The organism is Pararhizobium gei, assembly GCF_029223885.1.
Classification (GTDB): Bacteria; Pseudomonadota; Alphaproteobacteria; order Rhizobiales; family Rhizobiaceae; genus Pararhizobium; species Pararhizobium gei.
This window is the reverse complement of sequence record NZ_CP119409.1, coordinates 3,803,356-3,826,537: the sequence shown is the minus strand read 5'-3', so window position 1 is coordinate 3,826,537 and position 23,182 is coordinate 3,803,356. Positions and strand designations below refer to the sequence as shown.

General features: G+C 60.0%; 22 protein-coding genes. 4 read left to right on the top strand and 18 right to left on the bottom strand.

The genetic code is table 11. From position 1 onward, the window contains the following. Positions 1–98: 98 nt before the first annotated feature. Positions 99–2,021, bottom strand: a complete 1,923-nt coding sequence (locus tag PY308_RS18555) for an autotransporter assembly complex protein TamA (protein WP_434064170.1) — start codon at positions 2,019–2,021, stop codon at positions 99–101. 241 nt (positions 2,022–2,262) lie between these two features. Next, positions 2,263–2,517, bottom strand: coding sequence for a YMGG-like glycine zipper-containing protein (locus PY308_RS18550; RefSeq protein WP_275785476.1), 255 nt, complete (start codon positions 2,515–2,517; stop codon positions 2,263–2,265). A 482-nt stretch (positions 2,518–2,999) separates the two neighbouring features. On the opposite strand from PY308_RS18550, the gene hemA reads away from it, so the two are divergent. Next, entirely contained in the window at positions 3,000–4,217 is a 1,218-nt protein-coding gene (hemA, locus tag PY308_RS18545; RefSeq protein ID WP_275785473.1) for a 5-aminolevulinate synthase, read from the top strand. A gap of 33 nt (positions 4,218–4,250) precedes the next feature. Here hemA and dxr read toward each other — a convergent pair whose 3' ends face one another. Then, complete coding sequence (dxr, locus tag PY308_RS18540; RefSeq protein ID WP_275785472.1) at positions 4,251–5,444, bottom strand: 1-deoxy-D-xylulose-5-phosphate reductoisomerase; 1,194 nt, start codon at positions 5,442–5,444, stop codon at positions 4,251–4,253. 149 nt (positions 5,445–5,593) lie between these two features. Between dxr and PY308_RS18535 the strand changes: the two genes are divergently transcribed. Continuing rightward, positions 5,594–6,022: an META domain-containing protein gene (locus PY308_RS18535; RefSeq protein ID WP_275785470.1), complete on the top strand. Its 429-nt coding sequence runs from the start codon at positions 5,594–5,596 to the stop codon at positions 6,020–6,022. Between the two features lie 14 nt (positions 6,023–6,036). On the opposite strand, the gene PY308_RS18530 is transcribed toward PY308_RS18535, so the two are convergent. From PY308_RS18530 to PY308_RS18475, 12 genes are all read right to left on the bottom strand, one after another. Further along, positions 6,037–6,249, bottom strand: coding sequence for a hypothetical protein (locus PY308_RS18530; protein WP_275785468.1), 213 nt, complete (start codon positions 6,247–6,249; stop codon positions 6,037–6,039). A gap of 139 nt (positions 6,250–6,388) precedes the next feature. Further along, complete coding sequence (locus tag PY308_RS18525) at positions 6,389–6,526, bottom strand: hypothetical protein (protein WP_275785467.1); 138 nt, start codon at positions 6,524–6,526, stop codon at positions 6,389–6,391. Positions 6,527–6,584: 58 nt separating this feature from the next. Continuing rightward, on the bottom strand, positions 6,585–6,935 hold the full coding sequence (locus tag PY308_RS18520; protein ID WP_275785465.1) for a hypothetical protein: 351 nt from the start codon (positions 6,933–6,935) through the stop codon (positions 6,585–6,587). 117 nt (positions 6,936–7,052) lie between these two features. After that, positions 7,053–9,710 carry a nitrate reductase gene (locus PY308_RS18515; protein ID WP_275785463.1) on the bottom strand — a complete coding sequence of 886 codons (2,658 nt, stop codon included), beginning with the start codon at positions 9,708–9,710 and terminating at the stop codon, positions 7,053–7,055. Positions 9,711–9,920: 210 nt separating this feature from the next. Beyond that, positions 9,921–10,256, bottom strand: coding sequence for a nitrite reductase small subunit NirD (nirD, locus tag PY308_RS18510; RefSeq protein ID WP_275785461.1), 336 nt, complete (start codon positions 10,254–10,256; stop codon positions 9,921–9,923). Continuing rightward, positions 10,256–12,706, bottom strand: a complete 2,451-nt coding sequence (gene nirB / locus PY308_RS18505; RefSeq protein WP_275785459.1) for a nitrite reductase large subunit NirB — start codon at positions 12,704–12,706, stop codon at positions 10,256–10,258. The genes nirD and nirB overlap by 1 nt, the downstream gene beginning before the upstream one ends. Beyond that, on the bottom strand, positions 12,696–13,136 hold the full coding sequence (locus PY308_RS18500) for a globin family protein (protein ID WP_275785457.1): 441 nt from the start codon (positions 13,134–13,136) through the stop codon (positions 12,696–12,698). Before PY308_RS18500 ends, nirB begins: the two co-directional genes overlap by 11 nt. Before the next feature lie 19 nt (positions 13,137–13,155). Beyond that, on the bottom strand, positions 13,156–13,950 hold the full coding sequence (locus PY308_RS18495) for an ABC transporter ATP-binding protein (protein ID WP_275785456.1): 795 nt from the start codon (positions 13,948–13,950) through the stop codon (positions 13,156–13,158). A gap of 10 nt (positions 13,951–13,960) precedes the next feature. Further along, positions 13,961–14,854 (bottom strand): nitrate ABC transporter permease, encoded by an 894-nt coding sequence (ntrB, locus tag PY308_RS18490; RefSeq protein ID WP_275785454.1) that lies wholly within the window; start codon positions 14,852–14,854, stop codon positions 13,961–13,963. Positions 14,855–14,912: 58 nt separating this feature from the next. Beyond that, positions 14,913–16,211 carry a CmpA/NrtA family ABC transporter substrate-binding protein gene (locus PY308_RS18485; RefSeq protein WP_275785453.1) on the bottom strand — a complete coding sequence of 433 codons (1,299 nt, stop codon included), beginning with the start codon at positions 16,209–16,211 and terminating at the stop codon, positions 14,913–14,915. Positions 16,212–16,563: 352 nt separating this feature from the next. Further along, on the bottom strand, positions 16,564–17,850 hold the full coding sequence (locus tag PY308_RS18480) for a CmpA/NrtA family ABC transporter substrate-binding protein (protein ID WP_275785451.1): 1,287 nt from the start codon (positions 17,848–17,850) through the stop codon (positions 16,564–16,566). A gap of 37 nt (positions 17,851–17,887) precedes the next feature. After that, positions 17,888–18,475, bottom strand: a complete 588-nt coding sequence (locus tag PY308_RS18475; protein WP_275785449.1) for an ANTAR domain-containing response regulator — start codon at positions 18,473–18,475, stop codon at positions 17,888–17,890. A gap of 315 nt (positions 18,476–18,790) precedes the next feature. On the opposite strand from PY308_RS18475, the gene PY308_RS18470 reads away from it, so the two are divergent. Further along, the gene (locus PY308_RS18470) at positions 18,791–20,512 is read left to right on the top strand and encodes a cation:proton antiporter domain-containing protein (protein WP_434064267.1); all 1,722 of its coding nucleotides are present in this window, start codon (positions 18,791–18,793) and stop codon (positions 20,510–20,512) included. A gap of 316 nt (positions 20,513–20,828) precedes the next feature. Continuing rightward, positions 20,829–21,212: a Rid family detoxifying hydrolase gene (locus tag PY308_RS18465; RefSeq protein ID WP_434064169.1), complete on the top strand. Its 384-nt coding sequence runs from the start codon at positions 20,829–20,831 to the stop codon at positions 21,210–21,212. Between the two features lie 40 nt (positions 21,213–21,252). Here the strand turns inward: PY308_RS18465 and PY308_RS18460 are convergent, their stop codons facing one another. The 3 genes from PY308_RS18460 to PY308_RS18450 all read right to left on the bottom strand — a co-directional run bounded on the left by PY308_RS18460 (position 21,253) and on the right by PY308_RS18450 (position 23,177). Then, positions 21,253–21,699, bottom strand: a complete 447-nt coding sequence (locus PY308_RS18460) for a hypothetical protein (protein ID WP_275785445.1) — start codon at positions 21,697–21,699, stop codon at positions 21,253–21,255. Between the two features lie 66 nt (positions 21,700–21,765). Continuing rightward, a complete protein-coding gene (locus PY308_RS18455; protein ID WP_275785443.1) occupies positions 21,766–21,978 on the bottom strand; it encodes a hypothetical protein in 213 nt (70 codons plus the stop codon). 227 nt (positions 21,979–22,205) lie between these two features. Then, positions 22,206–23,177 carry an alpha/beta fold hydrolase gene (locus PY308_RS18450; protein WP_275785441.1) on the bottom strand — a complete coding sequence of 324 codons (972 nt, stop codon included), beginning with the start codon at positions 23,175–23,177 and terminating at the stop codon, positions 22,206–22,208. Between the last annotated feature and the right edge of the window lie 5 nt (positions 23,178–23,182).

The window sequence follows — 23,182 nt, the reverse complement described above, 5'->3', positions numbered from 1 at the left end:
TCCAGTTTGCGTCGCGCGGCAGCCGGTTCCGGTGGTCAAAATCAGCCTATCTTTTGGCAATCAACCAGCCCTTCGAGAATTAGCCAGTCCCTCGAGAATCAGAAGGATTGGCCTATCCCTGCATAGATGCCGTATTTGGTCCCGCCAGGATAGGCGTTGAGCGGCACGGCCACATCCAGGCGAATGGGCCCGAAGGGTGTCGCGTAACGCACGCCAATTCCGGCGCCGGCACGGATATCGGAGAAATCAGGCGCGGTTTTGGCAGAGACCGTTCCTGCATCCAGAAAAGGAACGATGCCGATTTTTTCTGTGACGCCGATCCGCGCCTCCACCGTGCCGTTGACATAGGAGCGGCCGCCAAGAATGTCGTCGTCGGCATTGCGGGGGCTGATTTCCTGGTAGGCATAGCCGCGCACCGTGCCGCCCCCGCCGAGATAGAAGCGGCGATTGGCTGGAATGGCGTCAAGGCCGTCACCACCGGCCAGAACGCCGGCGCTGAGTTTCCCGGCCAGCACGACACGATCTTCCTCGCCAAGCCCGAGATAGGTGGAGGCTGACCCCTCGATAGAACTGAAGAAGGTCTGGCCGTTGATCTCATAGCTTGGCTTGACGTTGAGCGCCGCCCGGTAGCCTTCCGTCGGGTTAAGCTTGTTGTCGCGGGTGTCGCGGATATACTCGATTGGAATCGCCGCCGTTAGATAATCGTTCACGCCGAAAGCGTCTTCGACATCGGCCCAGCTCAGTTCGCCGCCGAAGGAGACCGTGTCTGTCTCCGACAATTCGAAGCTGGCGCCTGCGGCGCCGGTGAAGATTGTCGCCTTATAGGCATCGGGATCCAGCAGTTGCGCCTTCAGACTGACATTGAAGGCCGAAGCCGGACCGAAGGCGCCTGGCTTGGAAAACAACAACCCGGCGGAATAGTCGAGACTGCCGACATCGGTGGTTTCACCGATGCGGTTGACCGACCCTTCGATGCGCAGAGACTCTGCCTGACCGAACAGATTGCGATGTCCCCAGTAACCCTGGACGCCAAAACCGTCCGTTGTCGAAAATTGCGCTCCGGCGCCGAAATAACGATGCTTGCCCTCCGAAACCTCGATGGTCATCGGAATCGTGCCATCCGGGGCCAACTGGCTGGCCTCCTTGATCGTGATGCTGGAGAAGACGCCAAGCTGACGCAGCCGTTCGGAGGCCTTGCGCAGATTTTCCGGCGAATAGGGGTCGCCGCCGTTGAGGCGGGAGTACATGGCGACGAAAGCGGGATCGACGGTCTTGGTTCCGGTCACCGTCACTGCACCGACCGGTGCGACCGGGCCGCCGTCAGCGGCCAGCACGACATCCACCACTTCGCTGGCGTGGTCGGCGGTTGCGCTGCGCTCGGTAAGCCGCGCCAGCGGCCGTCCTTCTTCCTTCAGGTCTTCAACGACCTTTTCGCCCGCCTTGATGATGTCGGTCGATCGCGCGGGTTCGCCTATTTTCAGATAGTCGTCCGGCCTGTGGCCGATGGCGTCGCCCTTCAGGAGAACGTCCCTGAGCGTGAAAACGGGGCCGGGCGTAACCGTGACCTCGACAGGAACCGGCGCTCCGTCCGGAAAACTCGGATCCGGCGGCAGGGTGTCTATATCCTGCCCATTGACTGTCACCGCGACCGTGCCGCCGTAGCGCGCCTGCTCGTAAAGTGTCGCAAGAAGCCGGTCGCGATCGTCGCGTGCCTTGATCGCCAGGCCGAGATCACCGGAAACAGGCTCGTCCTTGTCCTGGAAAAGCCGGGAATTGTTTTCCAGGACCTCCTTTAGATCCTCATCGTTAGAGCCTTCGGTCAGCGTCAGGCTGTAATCGACCGGGTCTATGACGTCGTTTTTCTCTTCATCGCCCTCGAAGAAACTCATCCCGAAGATTTTGAAGGCATGGGCGTTGTTGAGCGACAAAGGGCTCAGAAGGGCCACTGTGGCGATCGTGAACGCAGCACTTGCCTTCCGATATACGGCATTTACTGCCGGCAGAGGCTTTTTTTCCCGCATTCCGCTTTCCAGGCTACCAACAACATCCGCCCGCCATCATGGCTGGGGGCACAATTGCAGATTAAAGTTTTTCGTTCATTAACGCTGACCCTACACAGCATTGCATCGCGGATGAAGGCAGAATGGCATATTTTGCCTAAAAACAGCTGCAGGTGTGACGTGCGGGAAACAAAAAAGGCTTCGGAATGTTCCCGAAGCCTTCTCGCGCGATCTGCCGTCCTGTCGGAGCGGCGAAATCAGATCACGGGCAATCGTCGATATAGCGGCGACCGTAGCGGTCACGATAGTAGCATTGGCCAGGCTGTTCGCTGACATTGCCGATGACCGCGCCGGAGACGCCGCCGATCGCCGCACCCACGGCGGCGCCGCGCACGTTGCCGGTAATCGCTCCGCCGATGATCGCGCCGGAAACAGCTCCGATGCCGGCACCCTTCTCCGTTTGCGTGCAGCTCGCCGCAGACAGGGCAATCAAGATAAGCGCAATGGCTTTATTCATGTGGTTCTCCAATAAAGGACGGGCGGATTACTCCGCCATCCATTCCCCAGAATCAGAAGCTGGACGCCAAGGTCCCCTCCAGTCGAACTTGCAGTTTCAGGATAATTGCGCATTTGCGAAAGTCCACACATATCCCGCAACCTCTCCTTCCTGCAAGAAACTCCATTCAACCTGAACTGAAGCTGAAGGCGCTGTTCCCTTCGGGACACTGGGCAGGCTATATCAGGAGGTAAGCTTCTTCCGGGTTATTTTCAGCAGGGAGCGGCGGCGTCACCCTTTGAAAGTGTGAACGGCGCAGCGCCATCTCGTGACTGAATGTATCTTGACTTGGATCAAGGTTAAGAAGAATTAAATCCCCTAAGCTTAATGTAGAATCGTTCAAATTTAGAGGCCTTTTGCCGCATGCCGGGGCGATTCCAATACTCGGGATTGACGCACACAGTGCCTTTCGGGCAAAAACACGGCAAGGTCTGGAGACGATGATGGATTTCGAGAGTTTTTTCAAAGGCGAACTGGATGGCCTGCATCAGGAAGGCCGCTACCGCGTGTTCGCCGATCTGGAGCGCCAGCGCGGACAATTCCCCAAGGCGACGCGCTATAATGCGAACGGCGAAAAGCAGGACGTCACCGTCTGGTGTTCGAACGACTATCTCGGCATGGGCCAGCACCCCAAGGTCACGGAGGCGATGAAGCTCGCCATCGACCAGTGTGGCGCGGGTGCGGGAGGCACCCGGAATATTTCTGGTACCAACCACCATCACGTTCTTCTCGAGCGGGAGCTTGCCGACCTGCATGGCAAAGAATCGGCTCTCTTGTTTACATCAGGCTATGTGTCCAACTGGGCGGCGCTCGGAACGCTCTGTTCGAAGATCCCCGGCGTGATCGTCTTTTCCGACGCCGGCAACCATGCTTCGATGATCGAAGGTATTCGCCACTCGAAATGCGAACGGGTGATCTTCAAGCACAATTCCGTTGCCGACCTGGAAGCCAAGCTGAGAGCTGCCGACCCGCGTGCGCCAAAAATCATTGCTTTCGAATCGGTCTATTCGATGGACGGCGATATCTCGCCGATCAAGGACATCTGCGATCTCGCCGATAAATACGGCGCGATGACCTATCTCGACGAAGTCCATGCCGTCGGCATGTACGGCCCGCGCGGCGGCGGCATTGCCGAGCGTGAAGGCCTGATGCATCGGCTGACGGTGATCGAGGGCACGCTGGGCAAGGCGTTCGGCGTCATGGGCGGCTATATTGCAGGATCAACCGCGCTGTGCGATTTCATCCGCTCGTTCGCCTCGGGCTTCATCTTCACCACCGCCCTGCCGCCGGCGTTGGCTGCCGGTGCGGTCGCCTCGATCCGCCATCTGAAGGAAAGCCAAATCGAACGCTTCGCCCATCAGGAGCGGGTTCGCTGGCTGCGCAATCTGCTCGACAGGAACGGAATTCCGCATATGGACAATAAAAGCCATATCGTGCCGGTGCTGGTCGGCGATGCGGCCAAGTGCAAGTGGATCTCCGACCTGCTGCTCGACAATTGCGGCATCTATGTCCAGCCGATCAACTACCCGACGGTGCCGAAGAAGACCGAGCGCCTGCGCATTACACCGACGCCGCTGCATTCGGATGCCGATATCGACCATCTGGTCGGCGCCCTGCATCAGCTCTGGTCGCGTTGCGCGCTGGCAAGAGCCGTCGCCTAAATTAGGGTTTTAAGATCAGATATAGGCCGCTTCTCAGGCGGCCTTTTCGTTGACAGAGATGGTTTCCTCGGCACGCGCCCGGGCTTCGCCGTCGGCTGCGAAGACATCCTCCATGGTAAGTGCTGGCGCACGATCCGCCATGCTCTCCATCACCGTTTCCGCAATGTCCGCCATTTCCAGGAAGCCGATACGGCCGGTGACGAAGGCGTGAAACGCGATCTCTTCCGCCGCGTTCATGACAGCACCCTGGACGCCACCGCGTTGCATGGCCGTCCGTGCCAGTCGAAGTGCGGGAAAGCGAACCTCGTCCGGCGCTTCGAAATCCAGCCGCGAAAGCTTTGCGAAATCCAGTCGCTCGACGTCGAGTTTTGTTCTCAGCGGATAGGTCAGGGCGTAACCGATCGCCGTGCGCATGTCGGGACAGCCAAGCTGCGCCAGAACCGAGCCGTCCGTATAACCCACCATCGAGTGGACGATCGACTGGGGATGGACGATGACCTCGATCTGATCCGGCTGGACGCCGAACAGATGCCGGGCTTCGATCATCTCGAGCGCCTTGTTGAACATGGAAGCGCTGCCGATGGAGATTTTCAGACCCATTGACCAATTGGGATGCGCGCGGGCGATGTCGGCCGTTACGCCGGCCATCTGTTCGCGCGACCAGGTGCGAAAAGGGCCGCCGGAGGCGGTCAGGACAATCCGTTCAACCGCATGGCGCTGGTCGTCCTCCAAGGATTGGAAAATGGCGCTGTGTTCGCTGTCGACCGGGATCAGTTTGCCGCCGCCGGCCGTGACCGCGTTGACGAAGAGATCGCCGGCCGAAACCAGGCATTCCTTGTTGGCCAATGCGATATCGGCGCCTCGTCGCGCCGCCGCCAGCGTCGGGGCAAGTCCGGCTGTTCCGACGATCGCTGCCATGACCCAGCCGGCATCCCGTTCCGCCGCCTCTATCAGGCCGCTTTTGCCGGCAGCCGCTTCGATCCCCGTGCCGGCAAGGGCAGCCTTCAGACTGTCATAGTGTCTTTCGTCGGCCGTCACCGCCAGTTCGGCGCCCACATCCATTGCCTGCTGCGCAAGAAGTTCGATATTTCCGTTGCCGGTTACTGCGGCAATCTCGAAACAGCTGCGACCGCCCAACTGGCGGATGACATCGAGCGTGTTGGTACCAATCGAGCCTGTCGAGCCCAGAATGGTCAATCGGCGTTTCAAGGTCGCGCCGGATGTCATGGCCAAATCCCGTTATTGTTCTGCTTGCAACAGGCTCTACAGGTGAAAACAGACCTCAACAAGGGTGGTTTGCCACAAGGCAGGTGCGATAGGGTCGCGGCAATGGCGAATCGGTGTCGCGGGCGGACGATGAACACGGGGGAGAACGGATGTTGAAAATTGCGCTGTTTCTTGCCTGCGGCTGCGTCGTCATCGGGCCAGGTGCGATTCAGACGACCACTGCACGGGACGTCCCTGCTGCACTCGGCGGCATCTGGCTTGCGGAAGATATTGCCCATGGCGGCGTCATCGATTTTCTGGAGACCACGCTGGAAATCAATGATGACGGCACCTATTCAGGTTTTGCCGGTTGCAACAGCTTTACCGGTACCTTCGACGTGGGGAGAAAGACGATAGCCTTCGCCCCGCCGGAGGCGACAACAAGAACCTGTGTTCCGGCCGTCATGGATCAGGAAGTAAAGTTTCTCAGTGCTCTCAAAGAAGTGCGCGCATGGCATATCGACGGCGCCAAGCTGGTGCTCGAAGGCCCACAGGCCAAAACCAGCGTGCGTCTTGCTAGTCATGCCCGCTCGTCATGAAATTGGGTAGAGGTTCAGGATTTCTCGTCCAGAGCGGCCAGCACACGCTGCAAAAGCTGGTCCTCCTCCCAGACACCGTGTCTGTAGAGGGTCAGGACCAAAGCGGCAACCGGATCATTTGCATCGCTGTCCGGTGCAATTTTGCGGGCGGCTCTCGCCTTGTCGAATACGCGTTGGCACAGCTCGACATGATGAGGAAGCATAGGTTCATTGCGCCATTTCGTCATTGCCCCGTCCCCAGTCCTCATCCGAATCCGGCCCCAGAGCGGTAGGTTGCTCGAAGTTGATACGGCTTATCGCAGTTCCCCGAAATCTATGGTTGAAGGGCGAATATGGCAGATTTCCGACGCTTGGCTAGACCAGGCTTCAGGTCTGCTCGGCAGCCTTGGCAGGGTCCATCATGGGGACTGAAGCGTTGAGGTCGTTCTCGGCATATTTGATCGCAAGTATGCTGAGGATCGACCCGACAATGATGACGAAGACGGCTCTCATGGCCATTTGCATTGCACTATTCCTGTTTTAGCTGGCCTGCAAACGCGCCATGTCCGCCATTGTTCCCGCTTTACAGAGCGTTCGGAAGTGCTGCATGGGCGAGTAGACTGACCGATGCCAGAGCGATCTGAATTGCCGGGCGCAGCATCATTTGTGAGAGAAGGACTGAAAGGACCAGTCCCAAAGCCACGATTGCGCTTGCCGTGACAGGAGGATTACCGCCGGCGGCCAATGCTGCTGCCGACACGCTGACTGCACCGGCAAGCTGGGTCGCCGGCGACAAGAGAATGGTCTGGCTGGTTGCTTGGCGGAAGATCCGGCAGAAGCGGTTCCAGCTGAAGCCGATCGCAAAGCTGAGCGTCAAAGCAGAGAGCAGCGCCATCAGGCTGCCCGCGATGTCGGAAGGCAGGCTGAATTGCATCTGGTGGAAGACCTGGAATTGTTCTTCGGGAGCGTGCGACCTGCGGCCTGTATCGGTTTTTCCTGGCGTTCGAGGATTGCAGACCGCGGGGGAGGAATGTCTGCGCGGTTTTGTCCGTTATTCCGCAGCTTGTTGATGAAACGCATCGATGATCCCCCTGATTTCGGTTCGGCATGATCCGCAATTGGTTCCAGCGTTGGTGCGGATGCCGACAGCTTCGACGGTGCAGTCACCGGCGGTGACGGCAGCAGCGATCTGGTTGACACCGATGCCGAAGCAGGAGCAGACGGTGGCACCGGGGTCGAGTTGTCCGGCGCCTGGGCGACTGGCGAGAATGGCAAGGCGGGCCGCCGGCGTTGCAAGCGATAGGCCGAGCTGTCCGACAGCCCAGTCGCGAGAGACGGAAACCGGTTCCGGCGCGACATAGAAGGCAAGCAGCAGCCGGTCCCCCTCGAAAAATCCGTGGCGCTGCTGTCGGCTCTGGTTGTCGGTATAGGCAAGATGGTCGCTTCGATCGGGCAGGCTGAACGTGTGGCGGCACCAGGCCTCAATATCGCCGATCGATGTATCGAAGCCGAATTCCACCCGCCATCCATTTTCCGTCTTGGCGGCCGCCCAATAGGCCGCATCGAGCCGCTCCGGACGCACTGCGGCAACCGCAAAGCCGTGGGAGATCATCTTTGCCGGCCCCATCCTGACGCCGACATTCTTGAGGGCTGGCTGGCCGGAGATCGGGTCGATGCGCGGCGCCATCAGCGCGTCTACGCGTGCGTTGGCCGCATTCTGACCGCTCCAGTGCATGGGCGCAAAGACGCTGCCTTTCGGCTGGCGCTCGGTGATAAGGGCGCGCAAGGTGACGGAGCCGAAGGCATTGTCGAGCGTTACAAGCCCGGCCTTGGCGATGCCGAGGTCCGAAGCATCGTCCGGGTTGATCTCGACGAAGGGTTCGGCGAGATGCGAGGAGAGGCGGGCGCTCTTGCCGGTGCGCGTCATCGTGTGCCACTGGTCGCGGATGCGGCCGGTGTTGAGAAGGAAGGGCGCCTCAATGCTGGTGCGGTCATCGCGTTGCGGTCTGACCGCGATGAAGCGGGCCTTGCGATCGGGTGTATAAAAACCACCCTCGGCAAAGAAGCGTGTCGTGCCTTCCAAGGTTCCTCTTTGATGTGGCCATTGAAAAGGGGGCATCGCATCGAAGGCATCCGGGCCGATATCGGCTTTGGCGCCGATGTCGAAGTCACGGTCGCCGTTATTCTCGAAGCCCGAAAGGGCTGCGTGTTCGGCAAAGATCTCGGCGGGCCGGTCGTAACGGAACGCTTCAGAAAAGCCCATCCGCCGGGCGACCTCTGCCATCTGCCACCAGTCGGGCATGGCTTCGCCCGGCGCGGGCAGGAAGGCACGCTGGCGGGATATGCGGCGCTCGGAATTGGTGACGGTGCCGTCCTTCTCGCCCCAACCGGTCGCCGGCAGCAGCACATGTGCGAGGGCGGCGGTGTCTGTATTTTCCTCAATGTCCGAGACCACGACAAAGGGACAGTCCCGGATGGCCTTTCGCACGCGGTCGGCATCCGGCATGGAGACGACCGGATTGGTCGCCATGATCCAAAGCGCCTTGATCCGGCCATCTGCAACGGCCTCGAACATATCGACGGCCTTCAGGCCCGGCTTTGCCGCCATCGCAGGCGCTCGCCAGAAACGCCCGACGCGGTCGCGCGCCGCTTCGTCCTCGATGTCCATATGGGCTGCGAGCATGTTTGCGAGCCCGCCGACCTCGCGTCCGCCCATGGCGTTCGGCTGGCCGGTGAGCGAGAATGGTCCCATACCGGGCCTGCCGATGCGGCCGGTCGCGAGATGGCAGTTGATGATCGCGTTGACCTTGTCGGTTCCGGTCGAGGATTGGTTGACGCCCTGACTGTAGCAGGTCACGACCCGTTCGGAGGTCTCGAACAATCGGTAAAAGGCGAGCAACTCGCCGACAGTCAGGCCCGTCTCCTGGACAACGTCGAGAACCGTCAAGCCTTGCGCGGCGGCGAGCGCGCCTTGAAATCCCGTCGTATGTGCCGCGACATAAGCCCGGTTGAATGCCGGGGATGTCGAGAGATGGGCAAGCAGGCCGTTAAACAACGCGACGTCGCCGTCGCTTCTAATCATCAGATGCATGTCGGCGGTATCGGCGCTCACGGAACGGCGAGGATCGATCGTGACAATCTTAAGGTTCGGCCGGCTTTGCCTTGCCGCATGGATCCGCTGGTTGAGCACCGGGTGGCACCAGGCAAGGTTGGAGCCGACAAGGACAATCAGGTCGGCCTGGTCCAGATCTTCGTAAGTGCCGGGTACCGTGTCGGACCCGAAAGCACGGCGGTGGCCGGCGACCGAGGATGCCATGCAGAGCCGCGAATTGGTATCGATATTGGCGGAGCCGATAAACCCCTTCATCAGCTTGTTGGCGACGTAATAGTCTTCCGTCAGGCACTGGCCGGAGACGTAGAAGGCGACCGAGTCCGGGCCGTGCTCGGCAATAGCCTGCGAGAAGCGTGCGGCGACAAGGTCCAGCGCCTCGTCCCAGTCCGCACGTTCACCGGCGATCTTTGGATAAAGCACACGTCCGTCGAGGTCGATGGTTTCGGCCAGCGCCGAACCCTTGGAGCAGAGCCGGCCGAAATTCGCCGGATGATCCGGATCGCCCCTGACACTGACCGAGCCGTTGTCATCGATTTTCGCGATGACGCCGCAGCCGACGCCGCAATAGGGGCAAGTGGTTTTTGTTTCAGTGGGCATCGAGCGCAGCCCATCCGGATTGTCCGAGAACGCGGAGGCTAACCCCCCTCTGTCCCTCCGGGACATCTCCCCCAAAAGGGGGGAGATTGGTCACCGATTTCTTACGTCCCTTACACTTCGGGTCCCGAGGGAAAAGAACAATCTCCCCCCTTGTGGGGGAGATGTCAGCGCCGCTGACAGAGGGGGGTATTGCCACAAACTCGATCATCGCTATTCCGCCGCCATCATCAGGCTTTCAAGCGCAATCGACAGCATGCCGTCTTCATTGCGCACCGGGATCGTCCGCACTTCGCCCTGGTCGGCTCCGAGCGCCTTGCCGGTTTCCAGGGAGATCACCCAGTTGTGCAACGGGCAGGTGACCGAAGCGCCGTGCACGATGCCCTGACTCAGGGGGCCACCTTTGTGCGGGCAATGATCCTCTATGGCGAACACTTCGTTCTCCGCGGTCCGGAACACGGCGATCTTGCCCTGCGGGGTCTTGACGCAACGCGCGCCGCGTAGCGGGATATCGTTTATGTCGCCGATCGCGATCCAGTTCATGTCCATTACTCCGCCGCCTCCGGATAACCAACCGTCGCCATCGGCTTGAACTCATGCTTGTCCTTGCCGGAGACGCGCTCCGACCAGGGATCGACCTGGGCGAATTTCTGGGAAAAGACGAAGCGCTCGTAGTAGGTCCTCCGCTTTTCCGCGTTGTCCATGATCTGGTGGCGGATTTCGTCCAGCCCGATGCGTTTCGCCCATTTGTAGATGCGTTCGAGATAGCGGCCCTGCTCGCGGTACATCTGTGCGAGTGCTACGATGTATTCGAGCGCCTCGTCTTCGGTCTTTACGAGGCCGAGTACCTCTGTGCCCTTGATGTCGAGACCCGCGGCGCCCGCAAAGTGGATTTCAAATCCGCTATCGACGCAGATGACGCCGATATCCTTGCAGGTGGCTTCCGCGCAGTTTCGCGGACAGCCGGATACCCCCAGCTTCAGCTTGGCCGGCGTCCAGGAGCCCCACATGAATTTTTCCAGCCGGATGCCGAGCCCGGTCGAATCCTGCGTCCCGAAACGGCACCAGTCCGAGCCGACACAGGTCTTCACCGTGCGCAGGCCTTTGGCGTAGGCCTGTCCCGAAACGAACCCGGCCTTGCCCAGATCGGCCCAGACGGCGGGCAAGTCTTCCTTTTCGATGCCGAGCAGGTCGATGCGCTGGCCGCCGGTAACCTTGACCATCGGGATCTCGAACTTATCGACGACGTCGGCAATTGCGCGCAGCTCCGCCGCATTGGTAACGCCGCCCCACATTCTGGGAACGACGGAATAGGTGCCGTCCTTCTGGATATTGGCATGCACCCGCTCGTTGATGAAGCGAGACTGGTAGTCGTCGGCATATTCGTCCGGCCAATCGCAGACCAGGTAATAGTTGAGTGCCGGCCGACATTTGGCGCAGCCGCAGGACGTCTTCCACTCCAGCTCCTGCATGACCGCGGGGATGGTCTTCAGCCCCTTAGCCTTGATCAGGCGGCGCACGTCGTCATGGCCAAGCTCGGTGCATTTGCACATCGGCTGCACGGCTGCCGGATTATAGGCATCCCCAAGCGTGATGGTCATCAACTGCTCGACCAGACCGGTGCAAGAACCGCAGGATGCGGATGCCTTGGTATGGGCGCGCACGTCGTCGAGCGAGGTCAGGCCCTTGGCCGTGATCGCGCCCGTGATCTTGCCCTTGCAGACGCCGTTGCAGCCGCAGATTTCCGCATCATCCGGCAAGGCTGCAACGGCCGCCATAGGGTCCAGCGGGGACCCTCCCTGGTAGGCCTGTCCGAAAATGAGCGTCTCGCGCATTTCCGAGATATCGGTGGCTTTCTTCTTCAGGTCGTTGAACCAGGCGCCGTCGGCGGTTTCGCCGTAAAGCACGGTGCCGATGATGCGGTTGTCCTTCAGCACCAGCCGTTTGTAGACACCGGCGGTGGCATCGCGCAGGACGATCTCCTCACGGTCTTCCCCTTCGGCAAAATCGCCGAGCGAGAAAAGATTGATGCCGGTGACCTTGAGCTTGGTCGGTGTATCCGAGTGGACGAAGGCGGGCGTGCGGTCGCCGGCCAGATGGGATGCGGCGATCCGGGCCATTTCATAGAGCGGCGCTACGAGGCCGTAGACCATGCCGCCAACCTCCGCGCATTCGCCGAGCGCCAGAATATCGCCGTCGGAGGTCTGCATGCCGGCATCGACGACAATGCCGCGATTGACTGCGAGCCCCGCGTCTTTGGCAAGACCGGCGTTCGGCCGGATGCCGACCGCCATGACGACCAATGTCGCCGGGATAATCGTGCCGTTGTCGAGCTCGATGCCCTCGACCCTGCCATCGCCGATGATGGCTTTCGTGTTGGCCTTGCAGATGACCTTAATGCCGCGCTCCTCGACGGCTTTCTGCAGCAGATAGCCGGCGGCCGGATCGAGCTGGCGCTCCATCAGCGTCGGCATGACATGCAGCACGGTCACGTCCATGCCGCGGGAGGCAAGACCGGCCGCGGCTTCCAGCCCGAGCAGGCCGCCGCCGATGACGATGGCTTTTTCGCGCGACTGGGCGGCGAGCAGCATGGCCTGCACGTCATCAAGGTCGCGATAGGTGATGACGCCGGGCAGATCCTTGCCGGGCACCGGAATGATGAAGGGCACCGAACCTGTGGCGATGACCAGCTTGTCGTAACTCTCGGTTACGCCATGATCCGAGGTAACGGTCTTGGCCGTGCGGTCGATGGCGACGATCTTGTGGCCCTTGTAGAGCGTGATGCCATGCTCGACATACCAGCCGTCACCATGGATGACGATCTGCTCGTAGGTCTTCTCGCCGGATAGGACAGGCGACAGCATGATGCGGTCGTAGTTGACGCGTGGCTCGGCATTGAAGATCGTGACGTCGTAGCGGCCCGGGGCCTGTTCGAGCAAATGTTCAAGCATACGGCCGGGCGCCATGCCGTTGCCGATAATGACAAGCTTATCCACCATGACTGTGCTCCCCGGATACGGTGTTGCGACAGCTTGCAGCAATCATGACGCCGGACAGGGTGGTGTAGGCGGCGACCCAGGCGTCGCGCGCTTCGGAGGTGAAATCCTTTCCCAGACCCTGCGCCAGCGTCCAGATCAGCGCCTCGCCAACAGGCGTGTAGTGCTCGGGCTTGACGCCGTAGCTGTTGTGTTTGACGGCAAGCGTTTCGGCAGCCGGAAGAATGCTTTGCAGATCTTTGAGACCGTTGACGACAATTCCCAGCGTCATCATCAGCTTGCGACCCTGTTCCTTCATTTCGCCCCTGAACATAGGCTTGACGTCAGGGGCGATCTCAAAGAGCCGCCCGTAAAAAAGCTCAGCCGCCGTTTCCCTGATGGGCACGACCTTTGCGAAGGAAGACTGCACGAGATCGATTTGGTTCGGTGTCATCACATTGTGCCTTTCGGGTTCAAGCCGCTTCGACGAAGCGGTGACGTTCGTAGAGGAATTTCAGCACCGCCTCGCGACATCTGAGATAAGCTCGGTCGGATGCGAGCTCGATACGGTTGCGCGGCCTCGCGATCGGAACATCGAGCACTTCGCCGATGCTCGCCGCCGGCCCGTTGGTCATCATGACAATCCGATCCGACAGAAGCACAGCCTCATCGACGTCGTGGGTGATCATCAGCATGGTGTTGCCGAGACGAAGGTGGATATCCATAACGGCGTCCTGCAGGTGGGCGCGGGTCAGTGCATCCAGTGCGCCGAAGGGCTCGTCGAGCAGGAGGATCTTCGGCTCCATGGCGAGCGCCCGGGCAATGCCGACGCGCTGCTTCATGCCGCCGGATATTTCCGAAGGGCGCTTGTCCTTGGCATGGGCCATCTGGACGAGATCGAGATTGGCCATCACCCAGTCGTGGCGCTCCGCCTTGGTCTTCGCTCGCCCGAAAACCTTGGAGACGGCCAGATTGACGTTTTCATAGACTGTCAGCCACGGTAGCAGACTGTGGTTCTGGAAGACCACGGCACGTTCCGGACCCGGTGCGTTGACCTCGCGGTTTTCCAGGAGAACCGCGCCGGACGAGACCGGCGTCAGTCCGGCGATGAGATTGAGCAGGGTCGACTTTCCGCAGCCGGAATGGCCGATGATCGAGACGAACTCGCCCTTGGCAATCGTCAGATTGATGCCCTTCAGGACCTCGGCGCGCTGGCCCCCCCGGTCGAAATGCTTGTCGATGTGATCGAGCTTGAGATAGGCGGTCATGACGGTATCCTCAGTTGGCGGATGCGCCGCGGGTGACGATGGAGCCGACGGCTGAGACCAGCTTGTCGAGGATGAAGCCGACGACACCGATATAGGCGAGGGCGACGATGATGTCGGGCAGGCGTGACGAGTTCCACGCATCCCAGATGAAGAAGCCGATGCCGACGCCGCCGGTGAGCATTTCGGCCGCGACGATGGCGAGCCAGGAGAGACCGATGCCGATGCGCAGGCCGGTGAAGATGTAGGGTGCGGCAGACGGCAGCATGATCTTGAAGAAGAATTCGAACTGGTTGAGGCACAGCACCTTGGCGACGTTGCGGTAATCCTGCGGGATATTGCGGACGCCGACGGCGGTGTTGATGATGACGGGCCAGATCGAGGTGATGAAGATCACGAAGATCGCCGATGGGTTCGAATCCTGGAAGGCGGCCAGGGACAGCGGCAGCCAGGCGAGCGGCGGAACGGTGCGGAGAATCTGGAAGATCGGATCGAGACCGCGCATCGCCCAGATGGACTGGCCGATCAGCGCGCCGACGAGAACGCCAGTGACGGCGGCAAGACCGAAGCCATAGGCGACGCGTTGCAGCGAGATCAGGACGCGCCAGCCCAGACCGATATCCTGCGAACCGTAGTTGAAAAACGGATAGGCGATCAGGTCGTAGCTTTCCTGCCAGACCTGCGACGGCGGCGGCAGCGTGGCCCCCGCTCCGGAACAGAGGATTTGCCAGATCGCCAGGATGATGATCATCACCACCAGCGGCGGCAGGACGTTGCGCGCCATTGCCGCGGCTATCGGGCGGGGTTTCATCCGCGAGGATGGCTTGGGTGAAAAGGTGATCACGCTTGCGCCGGTCTTGGATGTCGCCGCGGGTATGATTTTTTCCGTGCGGGCCAGTGCGGACATGGAAGAACTCCTGAAAAGAAGAGAAAAGCCGGCGCAGGCAGACCCGCGCCGCGAGACATCAGGACGCAGCCTTGATCGACAGGCTGTCGAGGTAGGCGGAGGGGTTTTCCGGATCGAAAACCTTGCCGTCGAAGAAGGTCTCCTTGCCGCGCGAGGTCGTCGCGGGAATGTCGGCTGCCGCGATGCCGAGATCGGCTGCGGCGGCCCGCCAGATGTCTTCGCGGTTCACCTGATCGACCAGCGCCTTTATGTCGGTGTCGGGTGCCAGCTTGCCCCAGCGGATGTTCTCGGCCATGAACCAGGTATCGTGGCTTTTGAACGGATAGGAAGCGCCGTTTGCCCAGAACTTCATCTGGAGGTCCGTCCCGGTCACAACACGGCCGTTGCCGTAGTTGATGTCACCCTTGAGGCGGCCGATGATGTCCTTCACCGGCACGTTGAACCATTGGCGCTTGCCGACGATCGCGGCCGTCTCGTCCTTGTTGTCCATGCTTTCGCACCACATCTGGGCTTCCATCACGGCCATCATCAGCGCCTTGGCGGCGTTCGGGTTCTTCTCGACCCAGTCGGCGCGCAGGCCGAGTGCCTTTTCAGGATGACCCTTCCAGATTTCTCCGGTCGAGGCCGCCGTGAAGCCGATGCCCTGGTTGACCAGTTGTTCGTTCCATGGCTCGCCGACGCAGAAGGCGTCCATGTTGCCGACCTTCATGTTGGCCACCATCTGCGGTGGCGGCACGACGATGGTCGAGACGTCCTTGTCGGGATCGATGCCGCCAGCGGCGAGCCAGTAGCGAAGCCAGAGGTCATGCGTGCCGCCGGGGAAAGTCATCGCGACCTTCACTTCGCCGCCGTCGGCCTTCTTCTTTTCAAAAGCGGCCTTCAGCTTGGAAGCGTCGAGCTGGACGCCGGTATCGGCATATTCCTTGGCGACGGAGATTGCCTGGCCATCACCGTTCAGACGTGCGAGGATCGCCATCGGCACCGGGACATTGTTCTGCGTCACTTTGCCGGTGTGCATCAGATAGGGCATGGGCGACAGGATGTGCGCGCCGTCGATGCCGTTGGCAGCGCCGCCGAGCACGAGGTTGTCACGGGTCGCGCCCCAGGATGCCTGCTTGGCAACCTCGACATCCGGCAGCCCGTGCTTTTCGAAAAAGCCCTTTTCCTTGGCGATAATCAGCGCCGCGGAGTCCGTCAGCGCGATATAGCCGAGCTTGACGCCGGTGACTTCCGGGCCGGCCGTGGCGGCGAAGGCGCCGGACGGGAAGGCCGCCTTGATGGCGCCGAACAGCGCCGCGGTAGCCGTGGTTTTCAAAAGACTGCGGCGGCTGAAGCCATTGCCGGAAATTATCGTCATGAACAGGTCCCCTTGCTGTGCCCGGTCGAAATTTTTCACAAAAAAAACGCCGCTTGGAGTTTGCGTCATCAGGATAGGAGGATCCCGGACTGCAAAAACCTTGCGACGTCGATGTCTTTCACGAATGCCTATGCTGCACTCGTCCGCCGCGATCATCGTTGACCGCAGCACTTAGAACCATGCAATCCCTGTGCCATTTAATTGATGAACATGCAGATGTTTGTAAATAAACGGTTTTACGGAGATTTTCGCTCTGTGCAAATTTTAGGCGAATATAATTTCTGCCGATAGTTTTTGCTCGTGCTGGTGCCGAGGTGAGCGGCAAGGGTGAAATTTGTGCAGCGCGTGTCGATCAGGCGTCGTCACCGCGGCTCATGCCGACTGCTTTCACGGCAAAGCCCGCGACGTAATTGCCGATATCGGCGGGGTCGAAAATTCCACCATCCATGAAACGGTCAAACCCTTCGCCGCCTTCTATCCTAATGTCGTCCGCCGCTGGCGGCGCCGCAGCCGCACCAAGCGCATTCCGGTAAATATCAGGACGATAGGCGGAGGCCGCTGCTTCAACGCCCTGCGACGAAAAGGTTGCCTGCCCCCAGCGGATCATCTGACTGTAGATCCACAGGGCCTGGCTCGGCCGCGGGTAATTGGCAAAATCTTCATGGAACTGGAAGTACCCGTCGATAATTCTTTTCGAGCCGCTGGCATCGAGATTGAACTCGCCGGCCAGCACCCGTCTGACGATGCCGACGGGCACCGATAGATGCCGGTCGTCGGCGAGCGCATCGGCAAGTGCATCATGATTGTCCGGGTTGTCGCACCAGCGCGCCGCGGCATCCAAAGCTACGATCAGGCGGGCAACGGTCTCCGGACGGCTGTCCGCCCAGTCCGGCCGCAGGCCGATCACCTTTTCGGGAGCCGATGACCAGATGTCCTGCTTGGTCGCGACGATGCGCCCGACGCCGCGTTCCGACGCGACCATGTTCCACGGCGCTCCAACGCAAAAGCCATCGATGGCGCCGGCGGCGAGGGCATCCGATGTCATGGGTGGGGGCACCACGACAAGCCTCACGTCGGTATCCGGGTTGATGCCGCCGGCAGCCAGCCAGTAGCGGAACTCGTAATTGTGGGACGAGAAGGGATAGGTGACGCCAAAGGTCGGCAGAGCCTCACCGGCTCGTTTAAGGTGCTCTATCGTCGCGGCAAGGGCCTGCGCGTTTTCGAGTGCACCTGCTGCTTCGGAAAGACCGGTCTCACCGCGCATGCGGGCATAAAGCCGGGTGGAAAGCGTGATGGCATTGCCGCCGCGGCCGAGCGAAAAGGGGGTGATCGTCGGAGAAGGGTTCGAACCGAGGCTGAGCATCGAGGCTACCGGCATCGGCGACAGCATATGGGCGATGTCGAACTGGCGGAAGGCAAGACGGTCGCGCACATTGGCCCACGAAACATCCTTCACCAGATCCAGCGTCAGCCCTTCCTTTTTCGCGAAGCCGAATTCGGCGGCGGCGATCAGGACCGAGGCATCGACGAGCGGGATGAATCCGGCCCGCAACGTGCGCGGCCCTTCGCTCTCGAGCCGGGCCGGCGCGGCCAGATCGTTCCGGCCCACACTCCGCGAATGCGTGGTCTTCGGGATCATGTTCACTCCAGCTCCTCCCGAGGTCTCCCCGAGCCCGTCACAACAGCAACCCCGCTGCGGTAACGACGCTTTGGGCGATCTCCGACATCTTCTTCTTTTCGTTCATGGCGGTCTGGCGCAGCAGGGTAAAGGCCTGCTCTTCCGACAGGCCGCGCATTTTCATCAGAATGCCCTTGGCGCGATCGATAATCTTGCGCTCTTCCAGGGCTGATTTTGCATCCGCCAGCTCACGCTTCAGGCGGCTGAAGGCGTTGAAGCGGCTGACCGCCATGTCGAGGATGGGTTTGACGCGCTCTTTTTTAAGGCCATCCACGATGTAGGCTGAGACGCCGGCCTCGACTGCCGCCTCGATCGAGGCCGTATCGGAGCGATCCACGAACATGGCGATTGGCCGGCCCACCGTGCGTGTCAGCTGGAACAGATGCTCCATCATGTCTCTGTTGGGGTTTTCGAGATCGATGACGATCACGTCGGGACGAAGGGTCTCGATGATGCGTGCGATGCCGTTCACCTCGTGCACCACTGTCACCTTGGTATGGCCCGCCTCGCGCAATCCTTCCTCGATGATCGAGGCGCGAATGGCGTTCTCATCAAGGACGAGAATGGTAAGGTCGAAATAAGCCATAATGCATAGATGACGCAGTGCAATAATATTGGCAATGAGCAAAATTGGTGCGACATCGCTTCAGCCCAAAAATTAGGCTGAAACGCATGGCCGTTGTAACAACGTCGTCCTGAGGGAATGACTGTTGTGCTCATCGGTGATGGCAGTTTCCAGGGGAACAGAAAGGTATGATAATGCATGCAACATCGTTTCCTGAAATGACGAAAAACGAACGATGACTATTGCCAACATGGTGCTTTATCAAAACAGGATAGCTGGCATACGGTGATCCGGCGACCAGTAAAGACAATCCGGGGGTAGGACGTGCATCACGATATGGCTTTGGTGGCAACCGTTTCGGTCAGCTTTGTGCTGGCGGCTGGTTTTGGCTATCTCGCGGATCGATTGCGGTTGCCGCCGCTGGTCGGCTATCTTGTCGCCGGCATTATGATGGGCCCGTTTACGCCCGGCTTTACGGCGGACGCAGCGCTTGCCACGCAACTCGCTGAAATTGGCGTCATTTTGCTGATGTTCGGCGTCGGGTTGCATTTTTCCGCCTCGGACCTGATCGCCGTGCGCGGCATCGCCATTCCCGGCGCCATCGGTCAGATCCTGCTTGCCACTCTTCTCGGCATGGGGCTTTGCGCGATGTGGGGCTGGAGCTTCGGAGCGGGGCTTGTCTTCGGCCTGTGCGTTTCCGTTGCAAGCACCGTCGTTCTTCTAAAGGCGCTTGAGGAACGAAACCTCGTGAACTCGCAGAAAGGCCGGGTGGCCATCGGCTGGCTGATTGTCGAAGACCTGGCCATGGTCCTGACGCTGGTGCTTTTGCCGATCGTGGCGGAGATGCTCGGCGCCCCTGGTGCTGCCGGCGGCCACGGGGAGGGGCAGATGTCGATCGGTTTGACGATCGTGCTGACGCTTGCCAAGCTGGCAGCCTTCGCGGTGATCGCAATCGTGCTTGGTCCCCGGCTGGTGCCGTGGCTTTTGACCCTGGTCGCGCGCACCGGGTCACGCGAACTCTTCACATTGGCGGTTCTTGCGACGGCGCTTGGCATAGCCTTCGGATCGGCAACGATTTTCGGCGTGTCCTTTGCGCTCGGGGCCTTCTTCGCCGGCGTCATCATGAGCGAATCGAATCTCAGCCATCGGGCCGCCGCGGACTCGCTGCCGCTTCAGAATGCATTTTCGGTGCTGTTTTTCGTGTCGGTCGGCATGCTGTTTAATCCGACGGTTCTGATCGAACAGCCTTTTTCAGTCCTTGCCACCGTGCTTCTTATTACTGTCGGAAAATCGATTATCGCGGCCGCCTTTGTGCTTGCGCTGCGCTATCCGTTGCAGATGGCGCTGACGGTTGCCGCCAGTCTGGCGCAAATCGGCGAATTTTCTTTTATCGTCGCTGGACTCGGCATGTCTTTGGGACTGCTTTCCCAGGAAGGCCACGACCTCATCCTTGCCGGCGCCATCCTTTCCATTACGCTCAACCCTTTCATGTTCGCAGCCGCGAAGAAGCTTCACGCCGTGCTGGCTGCGAAGGTGCCGGTCTTCACGGCCCAGTATGGCAGCCTCAGATTTGCTACGCTCAGCCGCGAACTCGACATCATCAAAGCCAAGGTCGAGGAAAAGGAAACCCAGCAGCAACTGAAGAAGCAGCAGCTCATCACCACATTTCCGTTGTTCTCCGAGGTCAACGATCATGCCCTTGAAGAGCTGCTTTTGCTTTTCCGCCCCGCCTCCGCCTCGCCCGGCGACAAGGTTATCCGTGCCGGAGATCGTGGTGACGCGATGTATTTCATCGCTTCAGGCGCTGCCGAGGTCCGGCTGCCGGGCAAGGACATCCTTCTGGAGGCGGGTTCATTTTTTGGCGAAATGGCGCTCTTGACGGGTGGCCTGCGCACGGCCGACGTCATTGCCGTGGATTTCTGCCAGTTTCTGAAACTCGACAGGCGGGATTTCAATATTTTCATGACGCGCCATCCGCGCCTGCGAGCGGCCGTCAGCGACATGGCGAGGCAGCGCACGACAATGAATGTAGTCCCGAGGGAACGAGCAGCCGACTGATCGCTCGGCGTGAAGCGAAGTTTTACTTCTTTCCGGCTTTGTCTTGAAACGGTTACAGTGACGCGCCATATTGGGCTCATGGAATTCGTTTCCAGCGGCTGACCACGGATGTACTGGCAGTCGCTGTCGAGACGGGTCGGAGAGGTCGGGTTTTCACCCGGCCTTTTTCTTTGTCTGCCATGGCTGGACGCATCACACAGAATTTCGATTGCAACTGCTCGGTGGATGGCGACGGCGACAGCCGTTAAGCTATGCTGAACGAATCGCACTGCTGCGCAACGTGGCGCCATTTTTCAAAGTTCCAAGGACAGATATTATGAACGTAATTTCGACCGACAATGCTCCCTCGGCGATCGGACCCTATTCCCAGGCTGTTTCCCATAATGGCTTGTTGTTCGTTTCCGGCCAAATACCCATCGATCCCTCGACCGGCGAATTCAATTCGGACGATGCCGTTGAGCAGATGCGGCAGTGCCTGAAGAACATAGCAGCGATCGCGGCCGCTGCCGGTACCGATCTGTCGCGGACAATCAAGACGACGGTGCTCGTTCGCGATCTCTCGCGTTTTGCCGAAATCAATGCCGTCTATGGAGAGGCTTTCACCGCCCCTTACCCCGCCCGAGCCACCTTCGAGGTTTCCGCCCTGCCCAAGGGTGCCCAGGTGGAAGTTGACGCCGTTATCGCGCTCTCCGACGCCTGACATTGCGTCGTCGTCTCTTCAGCCGTTGTGGAGTGTTTTTTCAAACTTGAACGGGTTTGATCGTGGCAACCGAAATATCACCCTCCAGAACGCCCCTGGTCAGATCCAGTCGCGCGTGATCGATTTCAATAACCGTGTAGAGCTTCTCTGAACGGAAAGCACTGGCATGGCTGGTGGTCACGCCTTCAGCCGGAGCGGAGTCGATCTCCATAAAATCCAGCTCGCGTTCCGCTGCAACGATGCGGGCATCGCCTGCCGTGCGGGCCGCGACGACAACGCTTCCTTGATAGGGTGAATTGTCCCATCTTGGGTCGTCGGCCTTCGCGACGGGCTCGAGCCGGTAGACGTTGAGACGCTCTCGCTGTACATCTTCGGTAGTTTCGGCGTCCTCTCTCTGGGGCCTGCTTTCCACCGATCGTCCAAATGCTGTCGGGCTGGTTGCGTCGGTGGAACCGGGATGGCTTTGATCGTTCGTAGCGTTTGACATGGCGTGCCCTCCTTTGAGCGGGAAGTGAGGGGCGCAGATTGCGCCCAATTATGAATTGACGGCGCCTTATGCTGCCATGACAGCCTTGATGCAGTTGTCCCTTTTGTCTGTGAAGGTCTCGTACAAGGCAGGTCCCTCTTGGGCACCGTTGCGCCAGCGTAAGAAAACGGCGTCAAGAAGACGGTGAAGGCGGATGCGCAGAAACCGGATCGCCCCGAGCTTGTGGTCCGTGGCCAGGCTGTAAATCACGACGATCGTGCCGAGGACGACGAGAATCATGCGTGGCGCTCCGCTCAAGCCAAGCCGTGGGTGAGGGTGAAAACGAAACGCATGGGGGGCTCCTGCAGCTGCTTAATACATGGAACTGGGGTTCGGCTCGTTTGTTCCTCTTTTTCAAAAATCTGGAATGGAACGTGTAATGCCCGGGTTCAGTGACCGGTTTTCCCAAGGACTCGTAGAAACGGCGGCCCCAGGGGCCGCCGTGACATGTTTGACGGGCTGACGTTTCAACCTTTGATGAAAGCCAGCAGATCGGGATTGATTACCTCGGCATGGGTGGTCAGCATGCCATGCGGGAAGCCCTTGTAGATTTTCACGGTGCTGTTCTTGACGAGCGTGGCCTGAAGTTCCACCGCATTCTTGTAGGGCACGATCTGGTCGTCATCACCCTGGGTTACCAGGGTCGGCACGGTGATGGCCTTGAGGTCTTCGGTCTGATCAGTCTCCGAGAAGGCTTTGATACCCTCGTAATGCGCCTTGGCGCTGCCCATCATGCCCTGGCGCCACCAATTGTCGATCACGCCCTGAGAGATCTTCGCGCCCTCACGGTTGAAGCCATAAAATGGCCCGGCGGCGAGGTCGATGTAGAACTGCGCACGATTGGCGGCGAGCGCTCCGCGGAGACCGTCGAACACTTCGATGGGAAGTCCACCGGGGTTGGACGCGGTCTTGACCATTAGCGGCGGAACGGCGCTGACAAGAACTGCCTTTGCAACGCGGCCCTGCGGCTGGCCAAATTTGGCGACATAGCGGGCGACTTCGCCGCCGCCGGTGGAGTGTCCGATATGAACGGCATTGCGCAGGTCCAGATGTTCGAAGACGGCTGCCGCATCGGCGGCGTAGTGGTCCATGTCGTGACCGTCGCTGACCTGCGTCGAACGGCCATGACCGCGGCGGTCATGAGCGATAACGCGGTAGCCGTTGTTGACGAAGAACAGCATCTGGGCATCCCAGTCATCGGAGGACAGGGGCCAGCCGTGATGGAAGACGATCGGCTGTGCGTCCTTCGGACCCCAGTCCTTGTAGAAAATGTCAACGCCGTCTTTGGTGGTCACGAAATTATGGGTCATAACTTGAGATCCTTTATTGTGAGGTTCGTTTTTCTTGTCCGACGCCCAGGCCGGAACAGCCAAAGCGATCGAGATCGTCGTGCCGGTCAACAGAACCTGCCGCCGGGATAGAGACATGTCATTCGTCATCATTT